The 19,043-nt window shown below is 71.9% G+C and carries 15 protein-coding genes; all 15 read right to left on the bottom strand.

Features of this window, described 5'->3' with window-relative positions; translation table 11 throughout:
• Positions 1-12: 12 nt before the first annotated feature.
• The 15 genes from L6E12_RS03975 to L6E12_RS03905 all read right to left on the bottom strand — a co-directional run bounded on the left by L6E12_RS03975 (position 13) and on the right by L6E12_RS03905 (position 18,403).
• Complete coding sequence (locus L6E12_RS03975) at positions 13-1,695, bottom strand: copper resistance protein CopC (protein WP_236226495.1); 1,683 nt, start codon at positions 1,693-1,695, stop codon at positions 13-15.
• The gene (locus tag L6E12_RS03970) at positions 1,692-2,564 is read right to left on the bottom strand and encodes a DUF1775 domain-containing protein (RefSeq protein WP_236226494.1); all 873 of its coding nucleotides are present in this window, start codon (positions 2,562-2,564) and stop codon (positions 1,692-1,694) included. The genes L6E12_RS03975 and L6E12_RS03970 overlap by 4 nt, the downstream gene beginning before the upstream one ends.
• A gap of 69 nt (positions 2,565-2,633) precedes the next feature.
• Positions 2,634-4,946 (bottom strand): YncE family protein, encoded by a 2,313-nt coding sequence (locus L6E12_RS03965; RefSeq protein ID WP_236226493.1) that lies wholly within the window; start codon positions 4,944-4,946, stop codon positions 2,634-2,636.
• 767 nt (positions 4,947-5,713) lie between these two features.
• Entirely contained in the window at positions 5,714-6,679 is a 966-nt protein-coding gene (locus tag L6E12_RS03960; protein ID WP_236226492.1) for a PDR/VanB family oxidoreductase, read from the bottom strand.
• A gap of 210 nt (positions 6,680-6,889) precedes the next feature.
• Positions 6,890-7,723: a helix-turn-helix domain-containing protein gene (locus L6E12_RS34250; RefSeq protein ID WP_236226491.1), complete on the bottom strand. Its 834-nt coding sequence runs from the start codon at positions 7,721-7,723 to the stop codon at positions 6,890-6,892.
• Between the two features lie 133 nt (positions 7,724-7,856).
• Positions 7,857-8,738 (bottom strand): hypothetical protein, encoded by an 882-nt coding sequence (locus tag L6E12_RS03950; protein ID WP_236226490.1) that lies wholly within the window; start codon positions 8,736-8,738, stop codon positions 7,857-7,859.
• Positions 8,739-9,199: 461 nt separating this feature from the next.
• Positions 9,200-9,928, bottom strand: a complete 729-nt coding sequence (locus L6E12_RS03945) for a helix-turn-helix domain-containing protein (RefSeq protein WP_236226489.1) — start codon at positions 9,926-9,928, stop codon at positions 9,200-9,202.
• Between the two features lie 600 nt (positions 9,929-10,528).
• Positions 10,529-11,791 (bottom strand): MFS transporter, encoded by a 1,263-nt coding sequence (locus tag L6E12_RS03940; protein WP_236226488.1) that lies wholly within the window; start codon positions 11,789-11,791, stop codon positions 10,529-10,531.
• Positions 11,760-13,391, bottom strand: coding sequence for an alpha-amylase family protein (locus L6E12_RS03935; protein WP_236226487.1), 1,632 nt, complete (start codon positions 13,389-13,391; stop codon positions 11,760-11,762). Before L6E12_RS03935 ends, L6E12_RS03940 begins: the two co-directional genes overlap by 32 nt.
• Entirely contained in the window at positions 13,388-14,338 is a 951-nt protein-coding gene (locus L6E12_RS03930) for a TIGR03885 family FMN-dependent LLM class oxidoreductase (protein WP_236226486.1), read from the bottom strand. Before L6E12_RS03930 ends, L6E12_RS03935 begins: the two co-directional genes overlap by 4 nt.
• Before the next feature lie 104 nt (positions 14,339-14,442).
• Positions 14,443-14,727 (bottom strand): hypothetical protein, encoded by a 285-nt coding sequence (locus tag L6E12_RS03925; RefSeq protein ID WP_236226485.1) that lies wholly within the window; start codon positions 14,725-14,727, stop codon positions 14,443-14,445.
• Positions 14,728-14,802: 75 nt separating this feature from the next.
• Complete coding sequence (locus tag L6E12_RS03920) at positions 14,803-15,243, bottom strand: hypothetical protein (RefSeq protein ID WP_236226484.1); 441 nt, start codon at positions 15,241-15,243, stop codon at positions 14,803-14,805.
• A 112-nt stretch (positions 15,244-15,355) separates the two neighbouring features.
• The gene (locus L6E12_RS03915) at positions 15,356-16,081 is read right to left on the bottom strand and encodes a class I SAM-dependent methyltransferase (RefSeq protein WP_236226483.1); all 726 of its coding nucleotides are present in this window, start codon (positions 16,079-16,081) and stop codon (positions 15,356-15,358) included.
• Between the two features lie 61 nt (positions 16,082-16,142).
• Positions 16,143-16,859, bottom strand: a complete 717-nt coding sequence (locus L6E12_RS03910; protein WP_374201832.1) for a tRNA-dependent cyclodipeptide synthase — start codon at positions 16,857-16,859, stop codon at positions 16,143-16,145.
• 2 nt (positions 16,860-16,861) lie between these two features.
• Positions 16,862-18,403: a class I adenylate-forming enzyme family protein gene (locus L6E12_RS03905; RefSeq protein ID WP_236226481.1), complete on the bottom strand. Its 1,542-nt coding sequence runs from the start codon at positions 18,401-18,403 to the stop codon at positions 16,862-16,864.
• Between the last annotated feature and the right edge of the window lie 640 nt (positions 18,404-19,043).

Genomic DNA, 19,043 nt, shown 5'->3' with positions numbered 1-19,043 from the left:
TGGTGGGGGCGTTCATCGCACGTCGATGGGTTGCTCGACCGTGTGCGTGCTGCCGTCGGCTGCCCGCAGGGTCAGGGCGAGCTGCCACCGCCCGCGCTCGGGCACCGTCGCCCAGCCCGTCCAGTAGCCGGGGCCCGCGCGGTCCAGGGGCACCGGTTCCGCCCGGTTGTCGCGCTTGAGGGTGGTGGTCACGGCGGTGTGGGCGCCGTGCGGGCCGAGGACCGACACGCGCACGTCGAGCCGGTCGGCGGTCGGGATGAGGACCAGGTCCAGCGAGCCCTGCCCGCTCGGGGTGCCGGTGTCGTAGGTGAGCCGCGCGGGCGGGGCCTGTTCGCGGATCGCCGCCGGGGCCCGGCCCACCGGGCCCGCCGCGTGCGCGCTCTGGCCGGGGTCGATGGCGATCAGCGTCGCGGTGGTCGCGGTGATCAGCGCGGCGGCTCCCGCCACCCCCACGACCTGGTGGCCGAGCCGGGTCGACCGCGCCTTCGCGGACCCGCCCGCCGTGCCGCGGGAGAGGAGCCAGGCGAAGGCGGCGAAGACCGCGGCCACGGCGAGGGCTCCGGCGGGGAGCAGGCCGAAGCCGTGCCCGAGCCAGACCTGGGCGGTCCCGGCGACGGCGAGCAGCACCGCGCACCCCGGCACGAACCGCGCGAGCCGGGCCACGGCGTGCCGGTGGCGGCCGACCGGGAACCGGAGCAGGACCAGGCCGCCCACCGGGACGGCCAGGGCGAGGAGGAGACCGATGTCCGCGGCGAGCGCGAGGGGGGACGGTGAACCGAGCGGTCGCGGGTCGGCGAGGGGCCAGGTGGCGAAGACCGCCGACGCGCAGCCGAGCACCGCCGCGCCGCGCGACCACCGCTCGACCGCCGTGGTCGCGGGCGGGTTCACCACCAGCAGCGCGAGGCCGAGGGTGGCGGGTAGGAGGGTGGCGAGGCGGGCGAGCAGCGCCGCGCCCCCGCCGGACTCGACGGCGGCCGAGAGCAGCGACGGGTCGAGCGCGTCGCGCCACGGCACCCACGCCGCGTACGGCCCGAACGACACCAGGGCGACGAGCGTGCTCCCGACCAGCAGCCACCAGGCGACCTTGACCAGCCGACGGGTGACCCTGGCCCGCACGGCGGGGGGCCCGAGCGAGGCGACGAAGAACGCCAGGCCCGCGAGCAGCACCATGGCCGCGACCGCCAGCGCCCGCGCCGCCAGGTGCACGGCCGCCACGACCGGGTCGCGCGTCGTCTCGATCGCGGGGATGCCGCCGGGCTGGATCGGGCGGGACACGTCGAAGGTGAAGGAGCCGCTGATGGGTTCCAGCCCGCTCGACGGCGCGGTCCACGCCACGGCGTAGGTGCCTTCGTTGCGCTGCGCGGGCATGGGGACGGAGATCGCGTCCTCCCGGCCGTCCGGGTGGGTCGGCCGGGTGAAGATCACCTGCCTGCCGCCGGGGTCGAGGACGCGCACGGTGGCCAGGGCGGCGGGCACCGGGCGGTCGAAGGTCAACACGACTGCGTCGGGTGACTTGACGACCTCGGTGTTGCCCGGGGAGGTCGTCACGAGCACCGGGTCCCCGGTCGCCTGCGGGGTCGTGGCGAGCAGCGCGCCCCAGCAGGCGGCGACCAGGAGCAGCAGCGCGACGAGCTGACCGGCCGAGCCGCGCGGGCGCGCGACCGCGGCGCGGGGGCGTTCCTGCACGGTCGTCACTCGGCGCCCACCCCGCTCTCCTCGACGCGCCCGGCCTTCGGCGCCGCGGCACCGGGTCCCGCGGTGTCCTGCTCGTCGGCACCGGGTTCCGCGGTGTCGGGCTTCGCGGTGTCGGGTCCCGCGGCGGCCGTGCTCAGCCTGCGGCGGTGGGACCGGTACCCGACCACCGCGATCACGGCGAGCGCGAGGCCCAGCGCGCCCCACAGCACGGCGAACGGGGGCCCGCCGGTGGTGCCCGCGCTCTGCGCCTCCTGGTCCGCGGGGGCGGCGGCCTCGACCACCTGGAACGGTTGCGCCGCGTCGACTTCGCCCGCCGGGGCCACGGCTGCGGGAGCCGCGCCCCCGCCCGCGCCGGAGCCCGCCCCGAAGTTGATCACCGGAGCGGGCGCGGTGTCCTGGCCCCAGCGCGAGACCTCCCCGTTGGCGTAGGTCTGCGTCGCCCCGAGCAGTAGCTGTCCCTCGGTGGGCAGCGGGCCCATGGTGACGAGGAACTGCTCGAACTGCCTCGGGCCGATCGCGCCGCCTTCGAGGACGAGGGCCCCCACGACCTCGCGGATCACCTTGCCGTCCGCCTCGATCGGCGGGTCGAGCGGCCGGGGGCGGATGGTGGCTTTCCAGCCCGGTGCCGAGGCGACCTTGATGTAGGGCACGGGCGGGGTCGCCGGGAAGACCAGTTCGAGCCGGGTGGACTTGGTGTCGGTTCGCTCGTTGGCCAGCCGGAAGGCGAAGGTGCGCGTGCCGCCGCCGTCGGCGCGGTCGGGCACTATGGACACTTGGGCGGCGGCGGGCGCCGACAGCGCGATCGCGCCGAGCACGGCCGCGAGCAACGCGGACAGGCCGCGGGGGAAAACTTTCCGGCGGTAGGCCATGAGGGGCTCCTGAGCAGAGTGGTCCGGGACCGGGAACTCCCCCGGTCCCGGACCACTACCGTGTTGGTGTCAGCAGGTGGACTTGTCGATCGGGTTGAGCTGCTGGCAGGTCAACTGCGACCGCCAGCTCCCCTGGTTCTGCTGGGCCCACCCGTTGTAGACGAGCGGGATGGCCAGCACGCCCTGGCCGCCGTAACCCGACTTCCCGGAGATGGAACCGTCCATCTTGGTCTTCGAGGTCGCGTCGAGCGTCAACTGGCCCGCGATCTTCGCGTCGTCGAGGGCGCCGTCGCCGTTCGGGTCGACATCGATGATCTGCATGACGTTGGCGAACTTGTTGGAGACGTAGCCGTAGTAGCCGCCGCCCTTCTTGGCACCGAAGTTGATGCCGTGGCAGCCCGCCGAGCACGGCAGGTCCTTGACGATCTTGTTGGTCCTCGGGTCGATGACCGTGACCGTCTGGGACAGCACGTTCGCCGCGAGCATCGCGTTGCCGTCCGGGGTGACCGGGAGCTGGATCGTCAACCCGCCGAACGGCGTGCCGCTCTTCGGGCCGTCCTGCGGGCTGTAGTTGGCCCACAGGTCGATCGTCTTGCTGTGCGCCATCTGCCCGTTGTCCGCGCAGGCGTCCTGCGCCAGCGAGACGCACGTGAGCGTCTGGCCGAGGAAGTCCGCCGTGTAGAACGTCGAGGAGTCCGGGGTCATGCTCGTGGCGATCGGGAACTGGCCCGTCTTCTCGGTGCGGATCGTGCCGGTCGGCATGTCGATCACCGACGCGTTGTTGGTCATCACGTTCGGGGTGACCACGGTCTTGCCGTCCGAGCTGGTCCAGTGCGCGTGCGGGTGCCGGACCTCACCGGTCGGGCTGACCGTGATCTTGCGGAGCACGTTCGTGCCGCCCGGTGCCAGCTCGACGACCTCGTTGCCCGCGTTGATGCCGATGATGAGGTTGTCGCTGCCCGGTGCCGTCATCACGTGCGCCGGGTTGTGGCCGACCTGCGTGGACCGGACGAACTCGCCGGTCTCCCGGTCGAACACGTCCACCTTGTCGGCGAACCACTCGGTCTGGTACAGGTACTTGTAGTCCTTGTCGGTCCACATGTTGTGCGGGTTGTTCATGTTGATCGACGGGGCGCCGATCTTGCGGTCGACCGTCCAGTTGGTCACGTCGACCTTGGTGGCCGAGCCGACCGCCTTCTTGCCCGCCCACTCCTCGACCTCGGTGTCGATCCACACCTCGCCGACGCCGGGGACCTCGGGGAGCTGGTTGCCCTTCGACAGGGTCCTCGGGTACGAGAACTTCTTGTCGAAGTAGGCGTCCAGGTTCGGGATCAGCACCGGGTTGCCCGCGGCGTCGTACTGCAGGATCGGCACCGGCGGCTGGATCGCGTTGAAGCTGTTCTCCGAGTCCGCCTTGTACTGCTGCCAGTTGTTCGGGTTGGTGATGTTGAAGAACGTGTTCACCAGCCGGTTGATGATGTCGGAGTTGGTCGGGACGACGAGGTTGCGCGCGTTCACCATCGACGCCTTGCCGAAGTCGAGGCCGATGGTGAGCGGGTCGTCGACCACCACCGCGCCCAGCATGTACGGGGTCACCATGTCGGTGAACGCGTACAGCCCGGGCTCGGTGAGCTGGATCGACCGCTGGCCGAAGAACGCGCCCGCGGGGTTCTCGTAGGGGAAGCCCTCAGCGCCCTCGGGGGCGATCAGGCCCATCGGGTTGCGGATGCCGGTCGACTCCTTCGGGTCGACCACGAAGTTGACCGTCACCGGCGCGCCCTTGACGGCGAACTTGGCGAGGTCGTTCAGGGCACCCTGCAGGTCCACGCCGACCGGCAGGGAGTTCAGGTTGAACGGCTGGTCGGCACGCATCGAGCCGAGCTGCTGGGCGAACTTGCCGAGCAGGTTCTCCGCCTTGGCCGCCGCCGGGGCGGCCTGCCGGTTGGCCGTCCCGATCGCCTTGACCGACGCCAGGGTGCTGTCGAGGTTGAGCGCCTTGCCCAGTTCGCCGCCGAGCGAACCGAGCAGCGGGAGCTGGCCGAGGAGGTTCCCCGTCAGGTTGCCGACCGCGCCGACGAGGTCGGAGTTCAGGAGGCTGGAGAGTTCACCCCCGGTGGTCAGTCCACCCAGCGTGCCGAGCCGGGGCATGACCGCCACCGCCAGGGACTGGTCTCCGAACAGGTTCAGCCCGGAGTCGAACCACTTGCCGTTGTCGTCCCGGAGGTGGAACGTGATCGGCACGGGGGCGAGCCCGATGGGCTGCTGGGCCGAGGCCGGGATCACGGCCACCGAGGAGATGCCGAGGGTGGCGACCGAGAGCGCGGCCACCGCCTTGGCGCGACGCCACCTCCGGTGGGCTCCTGGCGGAGCTTCTGGGAACATGGGTTTCCTTCCTATTCCTGTCCGGCCCGGTGGGAATCGGGCTGTCCGAACGAGGGAAAGTGAATCACGGAAAACAGGATCTACTCGGTTTCTTCCTGTTAACGAGAAGTGAAATAGACGATCGTGAAAAATGTTCTCGCGGTGAGGAAAAGCGTCGAGAAAAGAGCTGGGAGCGTTTGCGTTGAATACTTCCCTGCGCTCAGCCGAGCAGGCCGAAAACGACGCAGAGCAACGGCCCCAGCAATCCGCTCGAATCGCATTCCGGAGCGGGCGGGGGCGGGGTGGGTCGAGGGGGCGGCGGTGTGGTGGTCGGGGGCCTGACGACCGGCGGGTCGGACGGTCGCGGCGGTGCGGGCGGAGTTCCGGTGGGAGGCGGTGGTGGCGGAGGAGGAGGCGGGAGCGATTGCCCCGGTGAGGGCGGCGGTTCCCAGGTCGGTGCCGGTCGACCGGGTGTCCCCGGCGGCGCCTCGACCGGGGGGACGCGGCCTGCGGCGACCGCCTGCCCGACACCGGCCGGGCGGCCCTCGGCGGTCGGACCCGGTTCGGGCACCGTCACCGGCGGTGTCGGGACCGGTGGCGCGGGAAGCGATCCGGTGCTCGTGGGTGGGATGATGACCGGGAACTCCGGTCCGGGCGCGGAGACCTGGGCGACCCGCGGTGGCGGGTCACCGAGGTGACCCGCCACCGTCCAGAACGCCCAGCCGCAGGACGCGGCGGCGACGAGGGCCGCCGCGCGGGTACCGAGTTTTGTCGTCAGCGCAGCCATGTCAGAGGTCCAACACCAGCTTCCGACCGCGGGAGCGGGACACGCAGATCATCATCGTCTCGTTCGCGGCCTGCTCCTCGCTGGTCAGCAGCGAGTCGCGGTGGTCGGGGACCCCGGCGAGCACCGGGGTCTCGCACGTCCCGCACGTCCCGCCGCGGCACGACGACAGCACCGGCACACCCGCGTCCTCGGCCACCTCCAGGATCGACCGGTCGGCGGGCACCGACAGCGTCAGCCCGGACTGGGCGAGCTCGACGTCGAACCCCGTCACCGGGCCGGTGTTCTCCTTGGGCGAGAACCGTTCCACGTGGAGGGTGAGCCCCGGCAGACCCGCGCAGAGCTCCTCGGCCACGGCCAGGAGCGGTTCGGGTCCGCAGCAGTAGACCGCGGTGCCGGTGCCCGCTCTGGCCAGCACCCCCGACACGTCGGGCAGTCCCGCTTCGTCGCGGGGCCACAGCACCACCCGGTCGCCGTACCGCTCCCGCAGCCACGCGGCGAACGCCATCGACGTGCGCGACCGCCCGCCGTAGAGCAGTTGCCAGTCCGCGCCGTCCGCCTCGGCCGCGGCGACCATCGGGATGAACGGGGTGATGCCGATCCCGCCCGCGACGAACAGGTACCGCTCGGCGCGGACGTACGGGAAGTTGTTGCGGGGCCCGCGGATCCGGACCCGGTCACCGGGGCGCAGCGCGTCGTGCACGAACGCGGACCCCCCGCGCCCGGCGCGCTCGCGCAGCACGGCGACTTCCAACACCGAGCGGTCACCGGGGTCGCCGCACAGCGAGTACTGGCGGACGGTGTCCGGCCGCAGCACCAGGTCCACGTGGGCACCCGGGGCCCACGGCGGGAGCGGGTCCCCCGCCGGGTGGCGGAACACCAGCCGGACGACGCCGTCGGCGATCGTCTCCTTGTGCGCCAGCAGCACTTCGAGGTCGAGGTCGGCCGAGGGAAGGAGGTGGGTGGTCATGGCTCTCCCGGTCTTTGCGCGTGGGTTCGAAAAACAAGTCAAACGAGCGCCGGAAACAGCGAAATGGCTGGACAATGAATTCCGTGTATCGCCGTTTTCACGGCGCGCGGCGGGGGCGGTGAGCTTTTCCGCAAACCCGAGTCGGCGCTGCTGTCAAATACTACTCATTTCTGCTGTCGCCACCAGAGGTCATTTCGCAGGTCACATCGATCAATCGAGCGCGAAGCGCACCGACAGCAGGCCGGGGCGGGGTCGCGGCCACTCCCGCAGCATGTCGTCGTGCTGCGCGGGCCACTCGCAGACGATGACGTTGAGCCCCCTGCCGAACTGGTCGGTGAGCCGGGTCAGGAACTCGTCGGCCTGCCGCGCGTCGAAGGCCCCGCGCTGCGCCTGCAGGAACACCACCCCGCGGTGCGACAGCGCCAGCAGGAGGTTGACGTCGCCGAAGTGGTCGCGGAACCCGGTCAGCAGGTTCTGCCTGCCCGAGACCGGACCGCGGCGCGAGTCGACCGGGGTGTGCGGGCGCGTCCAGGTCAGCCGCAGCACCTCCGCGCCCACGATCCAGTCGTTGCCGGGGCGGGCCTCCCCCGGGCGGCCCGACGGCACCCGGCCGCGCCGCACCTGCGGCAACCGGCGCTCCTCGACCAGGCCCCACCGGGCCAGGTACTGCGACACCGTCGGCGAGCTGATCAGGATGCCGAACTCCCTGCGGACCAGCTCGGCGATCGCCTGCCTGGTCCACAGCCGCTGCGGCAGCCCGCACGCCTCGGGCGGGCCCGCCACGATCGCCCGCACGACCCGCGCCTGCTGCGCGGCCGACAGCGCGAACTGCTCGCCGGGCCGCCGCCCCCGGCGCCGCGGCCGCAGGGCATCGTCGCCCCGGCGCCGGTACTCGGCCACCCACGCGCCGACGGTCTTGCGGGAGACGCCGAACAGGCGGGCGACCTCCGCCCTGGTCACCCCCGCCTCGACGGCCGCGACCGCCCGCCGCCGGAGCGCTTCGAGGGCGTCCGCGGAGAGGCTGCGCGCGTCACCGCTGGTCACGTTCGGGTCCCGAGTGGTGGTGGCGGCTGCGCTGTTCGTGGCGGACTTCCTCTCGTGAACGGGATGTCACCGCTCGTCCCTCCTGCGGAGAACCTCGTGACCGGGGGCGACGGCCCTGCGCGACCTGCCCTGTTCAGCGCGGGAAGCGCAAACCCCACCTGCGCACCAGTTGGGCGCTCACCCCGGCCAGCAGCAGGATCGCCGCCAGGACCGGCAGGGAGAGTTCGTCGGGCAGCCGCGTGGGCAGCGCCTGCACCCGCCCGGCCGAACGCGGCGTGTCGGCCACCACCGGCACGACGTCCGCCCGCGGCTCCGCCGACCCGGCCGGGAGCCGCGCGTCGACCGCCACCGGCACACCGCCCGCCTGCGGCACCCCCGACCCGGCGCCCACCGGGAGGTCGAACCCCGGTAGCTGTCCCGGGAGCGGGGTGCCGAACACCGTGCCGCCGCTCGACGTCGCACCGGGCACGGCCGCGACCACCCACTGCCGCCCCGCGGTCGGGGTGCCGTCGCCGCCCGGCGGGACCGCACCCCCGGCGGGTGGCGGTGGCGGGGGCGGCGCGGGCGTGGACTCCGGGGGCGCACCCGGGACCCCGCCGCGCACGAGGATGCGGCAGAGCGGGGTGAGCACCGTGTCCACAGTGGAGAGCAGTGGGGTGAGCACCGGCGCCAGCACGGGCAGCTCGCCGAGGCGCGCCAGCACCGCGTCGGCGATCCGGTCCCCCGGGATCTCGGCCTCACCGGTGGGGACCGTCCCCACCGGGATGGGCGCCGTGGTCGCCCAGACCGACCGGAACACACCCGTCAGCAGGCCCAGCGGGTCCAGGGGGGCGAGCGCGGACACCACGGGTTCGGTCACCGACGCGGGCGCCAGCGCCACCTGCCCGCCCGGCGTGCCGGTGACGATGGCCGCGCAGTCGGCCACCACCACCGGGGCCTCGTCCGCGACGGCGGGCGTCGCGGACAACAGGGTGAGCGACAGGGCACCCGCGGTGAGAAATGGTCTGGTTCGCACGTGCCGCCTCCTCGAGCGCCGGACTCTTGGCCCAGTCTCAGGTATTCGCCGTTCGCGTGTGCCAGGCTGGGAAAACCGGACCACGACATGGTGGCAGCCGCACCGCTTTGTTGACCAGCAGGCGAAAAACAGGCGGTCTGCTTCGTTGCGCCGATGTTGCCGCCACCGGTGAATGTGCCCCCACCAGGGCCTACGCGACTTCTCGTCCATTGTGGATGGTAAAGGTGAATCGCCTTCGGCTGGCAAATACCGGACACCCCGACAGCGGCGGGAACGAGGTCGCGACGGGACCGGCGCGGATCACCTGTAACCCCTTCAAGGCAGGGACGGCACTTCTGTTCCACGACATCACCGCGCCCGATCGCCGAACCGGGAGAACATTTACGCGCGGGTAACACGCAGCGGGCACGAAAAAAGCCGCCGATCCGGAATCCGGATCGGCGGCCTCGTCGGCACCGGCCTCAGGTGGGCCGCACGGCATCCCGCCCCGGCCCCGCGCACTCGCCCAGCAGCGCGGCGTGGGCGGCGGGCCAGTCGTACGGGACCAGCCGGACGTCGCGACCGCACTGGATCCGCAGCCTGCGCCGGAAATCGGCGATGCCGGTGAACGGGGTCCTCCCCACCAGGAAGTGCAACGTGCCGCGGCCGCCGACCGCCACCAGCGCGTGCAGCTCGTCGGTGCCCGCGGGCGGGCGCGGGTGCGTCCAGGTCACCGACAGCGTCCCCGGCGGGCAGCCCGCCCGCCGGGACACCCCGCCGTCGCGGCCCAGGAGTTCCCACCGGAGCAGGTACTTGTCGATCGTCGTCCCGGCCAGCACGAGCCCGCACTCGCGCGCGATCAACTCGGAGACGGCCTTGCGCGTCCACACCAGCCACGGCAACCCGGCCTCGTCGGGCGGCCCGGCGGCCAGGGCCTCGACCACCTCGCGCTGCTGCGCCGCGGACAGCACCAGCCGCTCCCCGGCCCGCCGACCGCGCGGCCGGGGCCGCAGCGTCGACTCACCGCCGGACTGGTAGGCCCGCACCCAGGTGCCCACCGCCTTCCTGGACACCCCGAACATGCTCGCGACCCGCGTCTGCGACAGCCCCGACCCGACCGCGGCCACGGCCTGCCGCCGCAGCTGTTCCAACGCGTCCATCGGCAGGCTCCTGGCGCCGCCCGCGCCCCGGCCCCGCTGAACCTCCACCATCGCCACCCCATCCTGTTCCGGGCTACGGTTGGACCTTTCCCGCGCACGAGTCCCGCAGGCGGCCCCGGACCGACGACCACCGCCTCGCCCGCACGACAACACCCCACCCGCGGACACGGGAGCGACCGCGTCCACACCGGACACTCCGGCCACGTCGGGCGGGCACCACCGCGATCCCGGCGGGGTGCGGCACCGGCAACGGCGTCGACGCCCCGATCCGCGGTGCCGGTGCGCGCGGTCGCCCTTCCGCGGGGCTCACTGCCGCGACCGGACCACTCCCGGTACGACCGGATGGTGGAACGAGGAATATGTTCCGGGCAACGGCACGGGAACACGTGACGGGCGGGTGAAGCTTTGTTGACAGTTCTTTACCGGGAGTTCCCCGCCTCCCGGACGCACCCGGCGATCCGCCGCGGGTCGCGCGAAAGGCACCGGGGCTCTCCGAAACAGGTGCCACGCGTTCGGCGCACCCGGCGTCGCGCAGCGCTCTTCTTCCCAGCTCAGACCGACTGCACCGGCACCCTGTGGGTCCGAACGAGTGAATCACCTATTTGCCTGGAGCCCTTTCCCTTGACTCGGCGCGGTTCTCGGCCGACCGGTTCAGGTGCGATCGGCGGGGAGTTCGCGCATCCCGCGCAGCGGCGAGAAGAACACCCAGCCGACCGCGAGCCACGCGCCCAGGGCGGACACCAGCAGCACCGGGCGCAGGCCCACCGCGTCGCCGAGCACGCCACCGAGCAGGCTCCCGACCGGGATCACGCCGCGGATCGCCCACCGGACGGCCGCGTTCATCCGGCCGCGCAGCTCCGGCGGGCACACCGACTGGCGGTAGGTGATCTGCAGGACGTTGTAGAGGACAACGCAGAAGCTGTTGGCGAACAGCCCGGCGGAGACCAGCAGCACCCCGGGACCGGCCGAGGCGAGCGGGATCAGCGCGGTCAGCCCGCCGACGGACAGCTTCCCCAGCCAGAGCAGGCGTGCCCCGCCCAGGCGCGCGGCCAGCGGGCGCGCGAGCAACCCCCCGACGACTCCCCCGGCCCCGCCGACGCCGAGCACGACGCCCGCGGTGGCACCGGAGGCCCCCAGCTCCCGCACGAGGAACACCACGACCACCGTGGTGGTGATCGCGTCGAAGAAGTTGGCCGTGGCGCTGCACGCGACCACGCGGCGCAGCACCGGGTGGCGCCAGGTGAACCGCAGCCCACCCAGCAGCTGCTCCCGGACACCCCGCGGCGGGGGCGGGCGCCTGCGGTCCCGGGCGCGGATGGCCAGCAGCGTCGCGGCGCTGACCGCGAAGGACGCGGCGTCGAGCAGCAGCACGTCCGCCGCGGGGACCAGCAGCACGGCCAGACCGGCCAGGCTCGGCCCCAGGACCGCGGCCACGGCGTTGGTGGTCGCGATGCGGCTGTTGCCGTCGGTCAGCCGGTCCGGCGGCAGCAGCTCGGGGACGTAGCTCTGCCAGGACACCTCGAACAGCACCGAGAACGCGCCCAACAGCAAGCCCGCCGCCACCAGGTGCCCGACGCGCAGCCCGCCGAACGCCGCCGCCACGGGCACACCCGCGGCGACGGCGCACCGGACCACGTCGCAGACCACCATCAGCCGCCGCTTCGCGACCCGGTCGACCACCGCGCCCGCCGGGAGCGGGACGAGGAACCAGGCCACCGTCGCCGCGGCCGCGAGCAGCCCGACCTCGGTGGTCGAGGCGTCCAGCGCGGTGACGGCGATCAGCGGCAGCACCAGGACCGTGGTGGCCGAGCCGAGGTCGCTGATCGTCTGACCGGCCCACAGCAACATGAAGTCCCGGTCCCGCCAGAGCGACACGGCGGTCTCAGGCGGGGTGGCGGAACCAGAGGCAGCCATAGGGGGCGACGGTGAGTTCGCCGTCGGTGAAGGGGATGGGGGTTCGGGTGAGGAGGTCCAGGTAGGGGCCGTCGGGGAAGGGGAGGGTCGTGGTGGCCTCGTGGTCGCCGAAGTTGTGGACGGCGGTGATGGCGGCGCCGTCGGCGGTGCAGGTGTGGGCGAACAGGGCGTCGTCGTCGGTGGGGTGGGGGGTGAACTCGCCCCAGGCCAGTTCGGGGTGTTCGCGGTAGCGCTCGATCAGCAGGCGGATCCAGGACAGCAGGGAGTCGGGGTCGTGGCGCTGGTCGGCGACGTTGACCTCGGACGGGCCGTAGGTGCCCGCGGGGGGCGGGGCGGGGAAGGTCGACGGGTCGGCGGTGGAGAAGCCCGCGCCGACACCGGGCTCCCACTGCATCGGGGTGCGCACGGCCTCCCGGCCCTCCACGGCGAGGTTCTCCCCCATGCCGATCTCCTCGCCGTAGAACAGGACGGGGGTGCCGGGCAGGGAGAACAGCAGGCTGTAGACCATCCGGATCCGCCGCTGGTCGCCGTCGAGCATCGGGGGCAGGCGGCGGCGGAGACCGCGGTCGTAGAGCTGCATCTCCGGTTCCGGGCCGAACGCCGCGAAGACCTCGGCGCGCTCGGCGTCGGTGAGCTTGTCCAGGGTCAGCTCGTCGTGGTTGCGCACGAACGTCGCCCAGTGCCCGTCCCTGGGCGGTTGCGGGCGCTCGGTGAGCGCCTGGACCAGCGGGGCCGCCGAGCCGCGCGCCAGCCCCAGGTACATCTTCTGCATGCCGATGAAGTCGAAGCACATGGTGAGCTGGTCGCCGACGCCCGCGCCGAAGTACTCCATGGTGTCCTCGTACGGCAGGTTCACCTCGCCCAGCAGCACCGCGTCCCCCGCGCGGCGGGTCATGAACGCGCGCAGGTCCACCAGGTAGTCGTGCGGGTCGGGCAGGTCGGGCGCGTCCAGGGCGCCCTCGGTCTCCAGGAAGAACGGCACCGCGTCCACCCGGAAGCCGGACAGGCCCAGCTCCAGCCAGAACCCCATGATCCGCGCCATCTCGTCGCGCACCGCCGGGTTGGCCACGTCGAGGTCGGGCTGGTGCTTGTAGAACCGGTGCAGGTAGTACTGCTCGGTCTTCTCCTCGTACTCCCAGAGGCTGGTCTCCTCGTCCGGGAACACCACGCCCTCGGGCCCGTCCTCCGGCGGCTCGTCGCGCCACACGTACCAGTCGCGGAAGGGGGAGTCCCGGCTCTCGCGCGCCGACCGGAACCACGGGTGCTGGTCGGAGGTGTGGTTGACGACCAGGTCGGCGATGACCCGCATCCCGCGGTCGCGGGCGGTGCGCACGAACTCCACGAAGTCGCCCAGCGTCCCCAGCCGCGGGTCGACCGAGTAGTGGTCGGTGATGTCGTAGCCGTCGTCGCGGTCCGGCGACGGCAGGAACGGCATCAGCCACAGGCAGGTCACGCCCAGCCGCTCGAAGTGGTCCATCCGCTGCGTCAACCCGCGGAAGTCCCCGCAGCCGTCCCCGTTGCCGTCCTGGAACGTCTCCACGTCCAGGCAGTAGACGACCGCGTCCTTCCACCACAGGTCCGAGGTCTTGGTCAGCCTCACAGCTCCCCCAGCACCTTCGCGCCGAACGCGTCGATGAAGGCGTCCTGCTCCTTGCCGACGTGGTGCAGCTGGATCAGGTCGAAGCCGAGGTCGGCGTACTCGCGCAGCCACGCGGCGTGCCGCCCGAGGTCCGCGGAGACGTTCACCGAGGCGCGCACCTGCTCGGGGGTGACGAAGCGGGCGATCTCGTCGAAGTGCGCCGGGTGCAGGTCCCAGCAGACCGGCGGCGGGAACACGTTGCCGCGCCACTGCTCGTGCGCCACGGCCAACGCCTCGTCCTCCGACGGCGCCCAGCTCAGGTGCACCTGCAACGCCAACCGACCACGCCCACCCGCGCCCCGGTAGGCGTCCACCATGGACCGCAGGTGCTCGACGGGTGCGTTGACGGTGATCAACCCGTCGGCCCACTCCGCGCACCAGCGCGCCGTCTCGACGCTGACCGCCGCGCCGAACAGCTCCGGCGGCGTCTCCGGCAACGTCCACAGCCGGGCCCGGTCCACGGTCACCAACCCGTCGTGCGACACCTCCTCCCCGGCGAACAGCGCCCGGATGACGTCGACGCACTCGCGCAACCGCGCCGTCCGCACCTCCTTGCGCGGCCACACGTCACCGGTGATGTGCTCGTTGGACGCCTCACCGGTGCCCAGCGCCGCCCACAACCGGCCCGGGTACATGGCGCTGAGCGTCGACATGGCCTGGGCGGTGATCGCCGGGTGGTACCGCTGACCGGGCGCCGTCACCACCCCGAACCCGAGCGACGTCGCCTGGAGCGCGGCCCCCAACCACGACCAGGCGAAACCGGACTCCCCCTGGGCCGAGGTCCACGGCGCGAAGTGGTCGGAGGACATCGCCGCGCCGAACCCGGCGTCCTCCGCGCGGCGCACCGCGTCGAGCAGTCGCGCCGGGTGGACCTGTTCGTGGGATGCGTGTAAGCCGTAGACCGCCATGCAGGGTAACTACCCACCCCGGGCAAATCCGACACGGACGGGCGCCGACCGGGTGGGTACCGATCACGACCTGCTCGCCATCGAGCACGTTGATCAACACGAAGTCACTGCCCAGAGCGGCGACGGGAAGTGCGGCGCGAGCACACCGGGGCCCGACGGTCACCCTCGAAGGCGAAACGGTGGCCCCACAGCATGATCGACCGGCAACGCCCCGCGCTCAGGACGACCTCGACCAGGCCGTAGTCCATGAACACCGACCCCTTCCGCCTCGTCCCCGCGCCTCCCGGACCGAGGGCGCCTCTGACCTCCTGATCCGGGGTGCCCACCGCCACGCCCGCGAGCACGCCGCGGCAGGTCACCTCGGCGAAGCATTCGATCATGCTGTTCATCCGCCCATTTCCCCCACGTGTCCACCAACCGCTGGCCCATCGCCGACGCGACCTCGAAGACGAGGTCTCACATGGTCATGGACTGCGCGGCGCGGTTGTGGACCGAGTGGAGAAGGCCACCGCACGACCGCTTCCCACGTCGACCCCGGCCAGGGGGCCGAGCGGTTCCCCGACGACGACCCTGCTCCCCGCCGCGGACGTGGTGGCGACACCGCGGGCGAACGCGACGAGGATGGTCTCGACGTACATGCCGTTCGGCCCCGCCTCCGGGAACGGCACGATCCGCTCGAACGGGTCACCGCTGAGGCCCGCGAGCCAATCCGCCTCGGCCGTGACGACACACCACTGCGGGCCGAGGTCGACCCGCACCGCACTGATCCCCCTGCGCAGCACCTCGTCGACCAGGCTCGACGCCAGGTGGACCGGGTCGTACCCGCCCGCGGGCAGGTAGGTGCCCGGTCTGGCCCGGATGGCGTTGACCGGGTCGATGCGCTGCACGTCCCCGGAGCGGTACATCGGATCTCACCCCCACTCCGGAATCAGTCGGGCAGGTCGAACCGCTATCGAACCGTAGCCTCTGACACCGCGGCGGCCACCGGTGGCCGCCGCGGTGTCAGAGGACTTCTGATCACCCCTTGTACGCGCTGAGCAGGAAGCCCGGCGGGTTCTCCAGCAGGCGGCCGAGGCGCGCGGCGTCGTCGTCGGAGACCTGGGCGTGGGTCATCTGCTCCCAGTCGACGCGGGTGAAGCCGGTGGATTCCAGGGCTCGGGTGAGGCTCGCCCGCGTCCAGTAGTGGACTCGCACCGAGGCGGGGGGAGTCGTGCCGATCGTGACGGTGAAGGGGGCTCCCTCGCGCAGGTCGGCCGGGCGGTCCACGGAGAACCCGAAGTCCCTGGCCGCCTCCTGGTCCACGTCGGCGTTGCCGACGTAGGCCAGCAGCCTGCCGCCGGGGGCGAGGTTCGCCGCGATCCGTTCGCACATGGCGGCCAGCGTCGCTTCGCTGTTCGCGTAGTGCAGGACGTTGACGGCGATGACCAGGTCGAATTCGCCCAGTGCGGGCATCGTCGCCACGTCGTGGACGTGGTAGGTGAGCCCGAGCGGCTGTTCGGCCTCGGCGGCTTCGGCCAGTCGGATCATCTCGGCGGAGGAGTCCGTTCCCACCACCGGACCGGCGCCCCGGTGCGCGACCAGCCGCGCGTAGAGGCCGTCGCCGCACCCCACGTCCAGCACCCGTTTGCCCTGCACCGGTCCCAGGGCGCGGAAGAAGGAGTGGAACTCCACGTTCTCGCGGTAGAAGTGGATGGCCTTCTCGATGTCGCCGAGTTGTTTGGCCAGGACGTCGTACTGTGCCATGGGGCCCCTCAGAGTGGTGTCGAACTGGAAACCGCGGGCAGGTGGGTCCCGGGAACCGGTCTCACTGCGCCGGGCGGATGGTGGCGTACCCCTGCCGGGCAGGCGCGCGGAGCAGGCACTCCCCGGAGAAGACGACTTCGGCCAGGGGCAGTGCGCGGTGGTAGAAGTTCAGCGACGTCGAGACGCCGAAGATGTCGGTCGACGCCAGGAAGAAGGGGAGTTCGGCGGTCAGGTACCGCATGGACTCCTCGATCTGGTCCGCGGTGAGCGGCCCCTCGTGGCCCCTGATCCGGAGGACCTCCCGGCTCATCTCGGCGCACGTCCGCCGGAGGACGTCGTCCTCGTCGAGTGCCCGTTCGCACTCCGCCAGCTTCTCCCGGTAGACGGTGCCGGACGACAGGTCCGACATCCGGTGCAGGCCGTCGGTCGCCCTCGGCCCCCCGACGCTGTCCCAGGCCCGGGTCACCCGGTTGTAGAGCACGTTGATCTCGCCGCGCGCCTTCTTCGCCGCCCGCTGCGGTTCGTAGCCGAGGGCGAGGTAGGTGTGCACCAGCGCGGAATCCGGGATGACGGCGTCGACCCGGTCGAATTCCGCGCGGAGCCACCCGAACAGTTCCGCCATCCGCGCGACCTGGAAGTAGCTGTTCCCCGGGCTGATGCCGAAGACCGCGTGCTCCCGCCGCTCCCACACCCGGCGGGACGCCTCGGTGAACGGTTCGACGGTGAACAGGCCCCGCTGGATGACGGGGTTCAGCCCTGCGTCCCCCACCGGCGCCATGCTCACGTCCACCGCCCGTGACCGGGGTTGCCGACGCCTTCGAGGTACCGCGTGCGCAGGGCCTCCCGGAGGATCTTGCCCGTGCCGGTCCGCGGCATGTCCTCGAAGGCGATGACGATCGGCTCCGCCAGCGCGGGCACGCCGCGCACCGCCCGCTGCCACCGCGTCCGGTCCAGGCTGCCGTCCGGCGTGGCCACGACCGGCACCGGCGGCCCGTCCGGCACCGGGAGCAGCGCCACGTCGTGCCCGTCTGGCAGGTAGTCGACGATCACGTCCTCGTGCTCCAGGCAGCTTCCCCCCGGCGCGTAGTTGACCTCCCGGTCGAGCAGCGTGAGGGCACCGGTGCGGGTCATGACACCGATGTCACCGGTGTTCCACCACTCCCCCACGGCCTTCTCGTCCCAGCGCTCGGGTTCCTTGTAGTAGCCGACGCACCGGGCCTTCGTCTTGGCGAAGACGATCCCCGGCTTGCCGGTCGGCACCGGCTCGAACGTCGTGGGGTCGACGACCTTCAACTCGACGAAGCCGGGCATCGGCCGCCCCACCTTGCGGGGTCCGGGCCGCTCGTCGCGCCGCTTGTTCGCCCGGTACCGCGTGATCATGGTCATGCCCAGGCCGCCGGTCTCCGACTGCCCGTACCCCTCGCGCCAGACGGGGAACCAGTGCCGGGAGGCGTTGAGGAACGTGCGGATCGCCGACCAGCGCATGGCGTCGAAGTTGCCGATGAACATGCGCACCGAGGCGAGCGCGTCGCCCCGGTCCTCCCCGGCGAGGGGCGCCATCCGCAGGAAGTCGATCGGCAGCGCCTCGACGACCGTGGGCCGGTGCTGCCGGAACAGCGGGCCGACCACCTCGGGGTCGTTCTCGCTCATCAGCAGGACCGTGGCGGGCGACAGGGTCAGCACCGAGTAGATCCAGGTGAAGGCGCGGGCGTGCACGTACGGCAGGAACATCGCCACGACGTCGTCGCGCCCGAAGGTGAGGGGCGGCAGGTGGCGGCACTCCAGCCTGGCCATCTGCCCCTGGAGCTTCTCCGGGGTGTACATGATCAGCTTCGGGGTGCCCGTCGTCCCCGAGGTGTGGGTGAGCATCATCAGCTCGGCGTCGCCGCGCGGGACCGGGTCGGGTTCCGGCCCGCCGAGGACGTCGACGAGGGCCAGCGCGTCCGGCACACCGCCGTCGAGGCTCAGGGTCCGCTCCGCGAGCGAGGTCAGCGGGCCGCCGTCGGACCCGGCTTCCTCCAGCAGCCTGCGGTTGCTCACCAGCAGCTTCGGTTCGACCCGCCGCAGCAGCGCGCGCACCGAGTCCGGCGGCAGCAGCCCCGACAGCATGACCGGGACCGCGCCGATCCTGATCGCGGCGGCGGCGAGCAGCAGGCAGTCGAAGTGGTTCTCCTTGAACACGGCGACCCGGTCGCCGGGCCGGGCCCCGGCCGCGTGCAGGGCCGCCGCGGTGCTCCTGACGAACCCGGCCAGCGCGGGCAGGTCGAGGATGAGCTGCCCGGAGGGGTCGATGTCCATCGGGCGGCTGAGGCGGAAGAACATCGGTTTACCGATTTCGGCCCTGCGATCGAAAAGAAGCCCGAGACTGGACTTCCATAATTGCATGCCGGACACTGATCCCCCATTCGGCCGAACAGTTCGACACCGGAGACGTTACGACCGGATTACGGACAAGGTCAAGAAGCCCGAACCCCTATCGCGTCGCGGCGGCGGACACCCCGGGAACCGAAAGAGACATCAACAGGTGGCCATGAACTGCGATTACACGCGCCACTCGCCGGCAAACGACTCACCATTTTATCATTCAATGTGTTCCAGGTCACTGCCGTGCTTGCGGTGGTCGTACCAACAGGCTGTGCCGGACGGCCCCGAATGCGCCGGGTTCCTGGGCTACGACGGCAATAACAGGACGTCGGGCACAATAGGGGCCGAATGCCCTTGTCGGGTCGGTGTCGTGGGAGTAGTGGGAGAAGGGCGGTCACGACAATCGGCACGGGTTTGAGTTCTCGCGACGGTCGCCGAGGCGGAGCAATAGGTCGGATGATGTTAAGTCCGAGGCGAATCCGACCACCACAGGCGACTGGATTATTCCTTGACCCTGCGACGTGACTTCCCCTTCTCGGCGATGTTGTGCGATTACGAGGCCGCCGTTGTTCTGGGGGGTTCGAGCAGCGGGCGGGCG

The sequence above is a fragment of the Actinokineospora sp. PR83 genome (assembly GCF_021056305.1).
GTDB classification, from domain to species: Bacteria; Actinomycetota; Actinomycetes; order Mycobacteriales; family Pseudonocardiaceae; genus Actinokineospora; species Actinokineospora spheciospongiae.
This window is presented reverse-complemented; position numbering and strand designations above follow the sequence as displayed.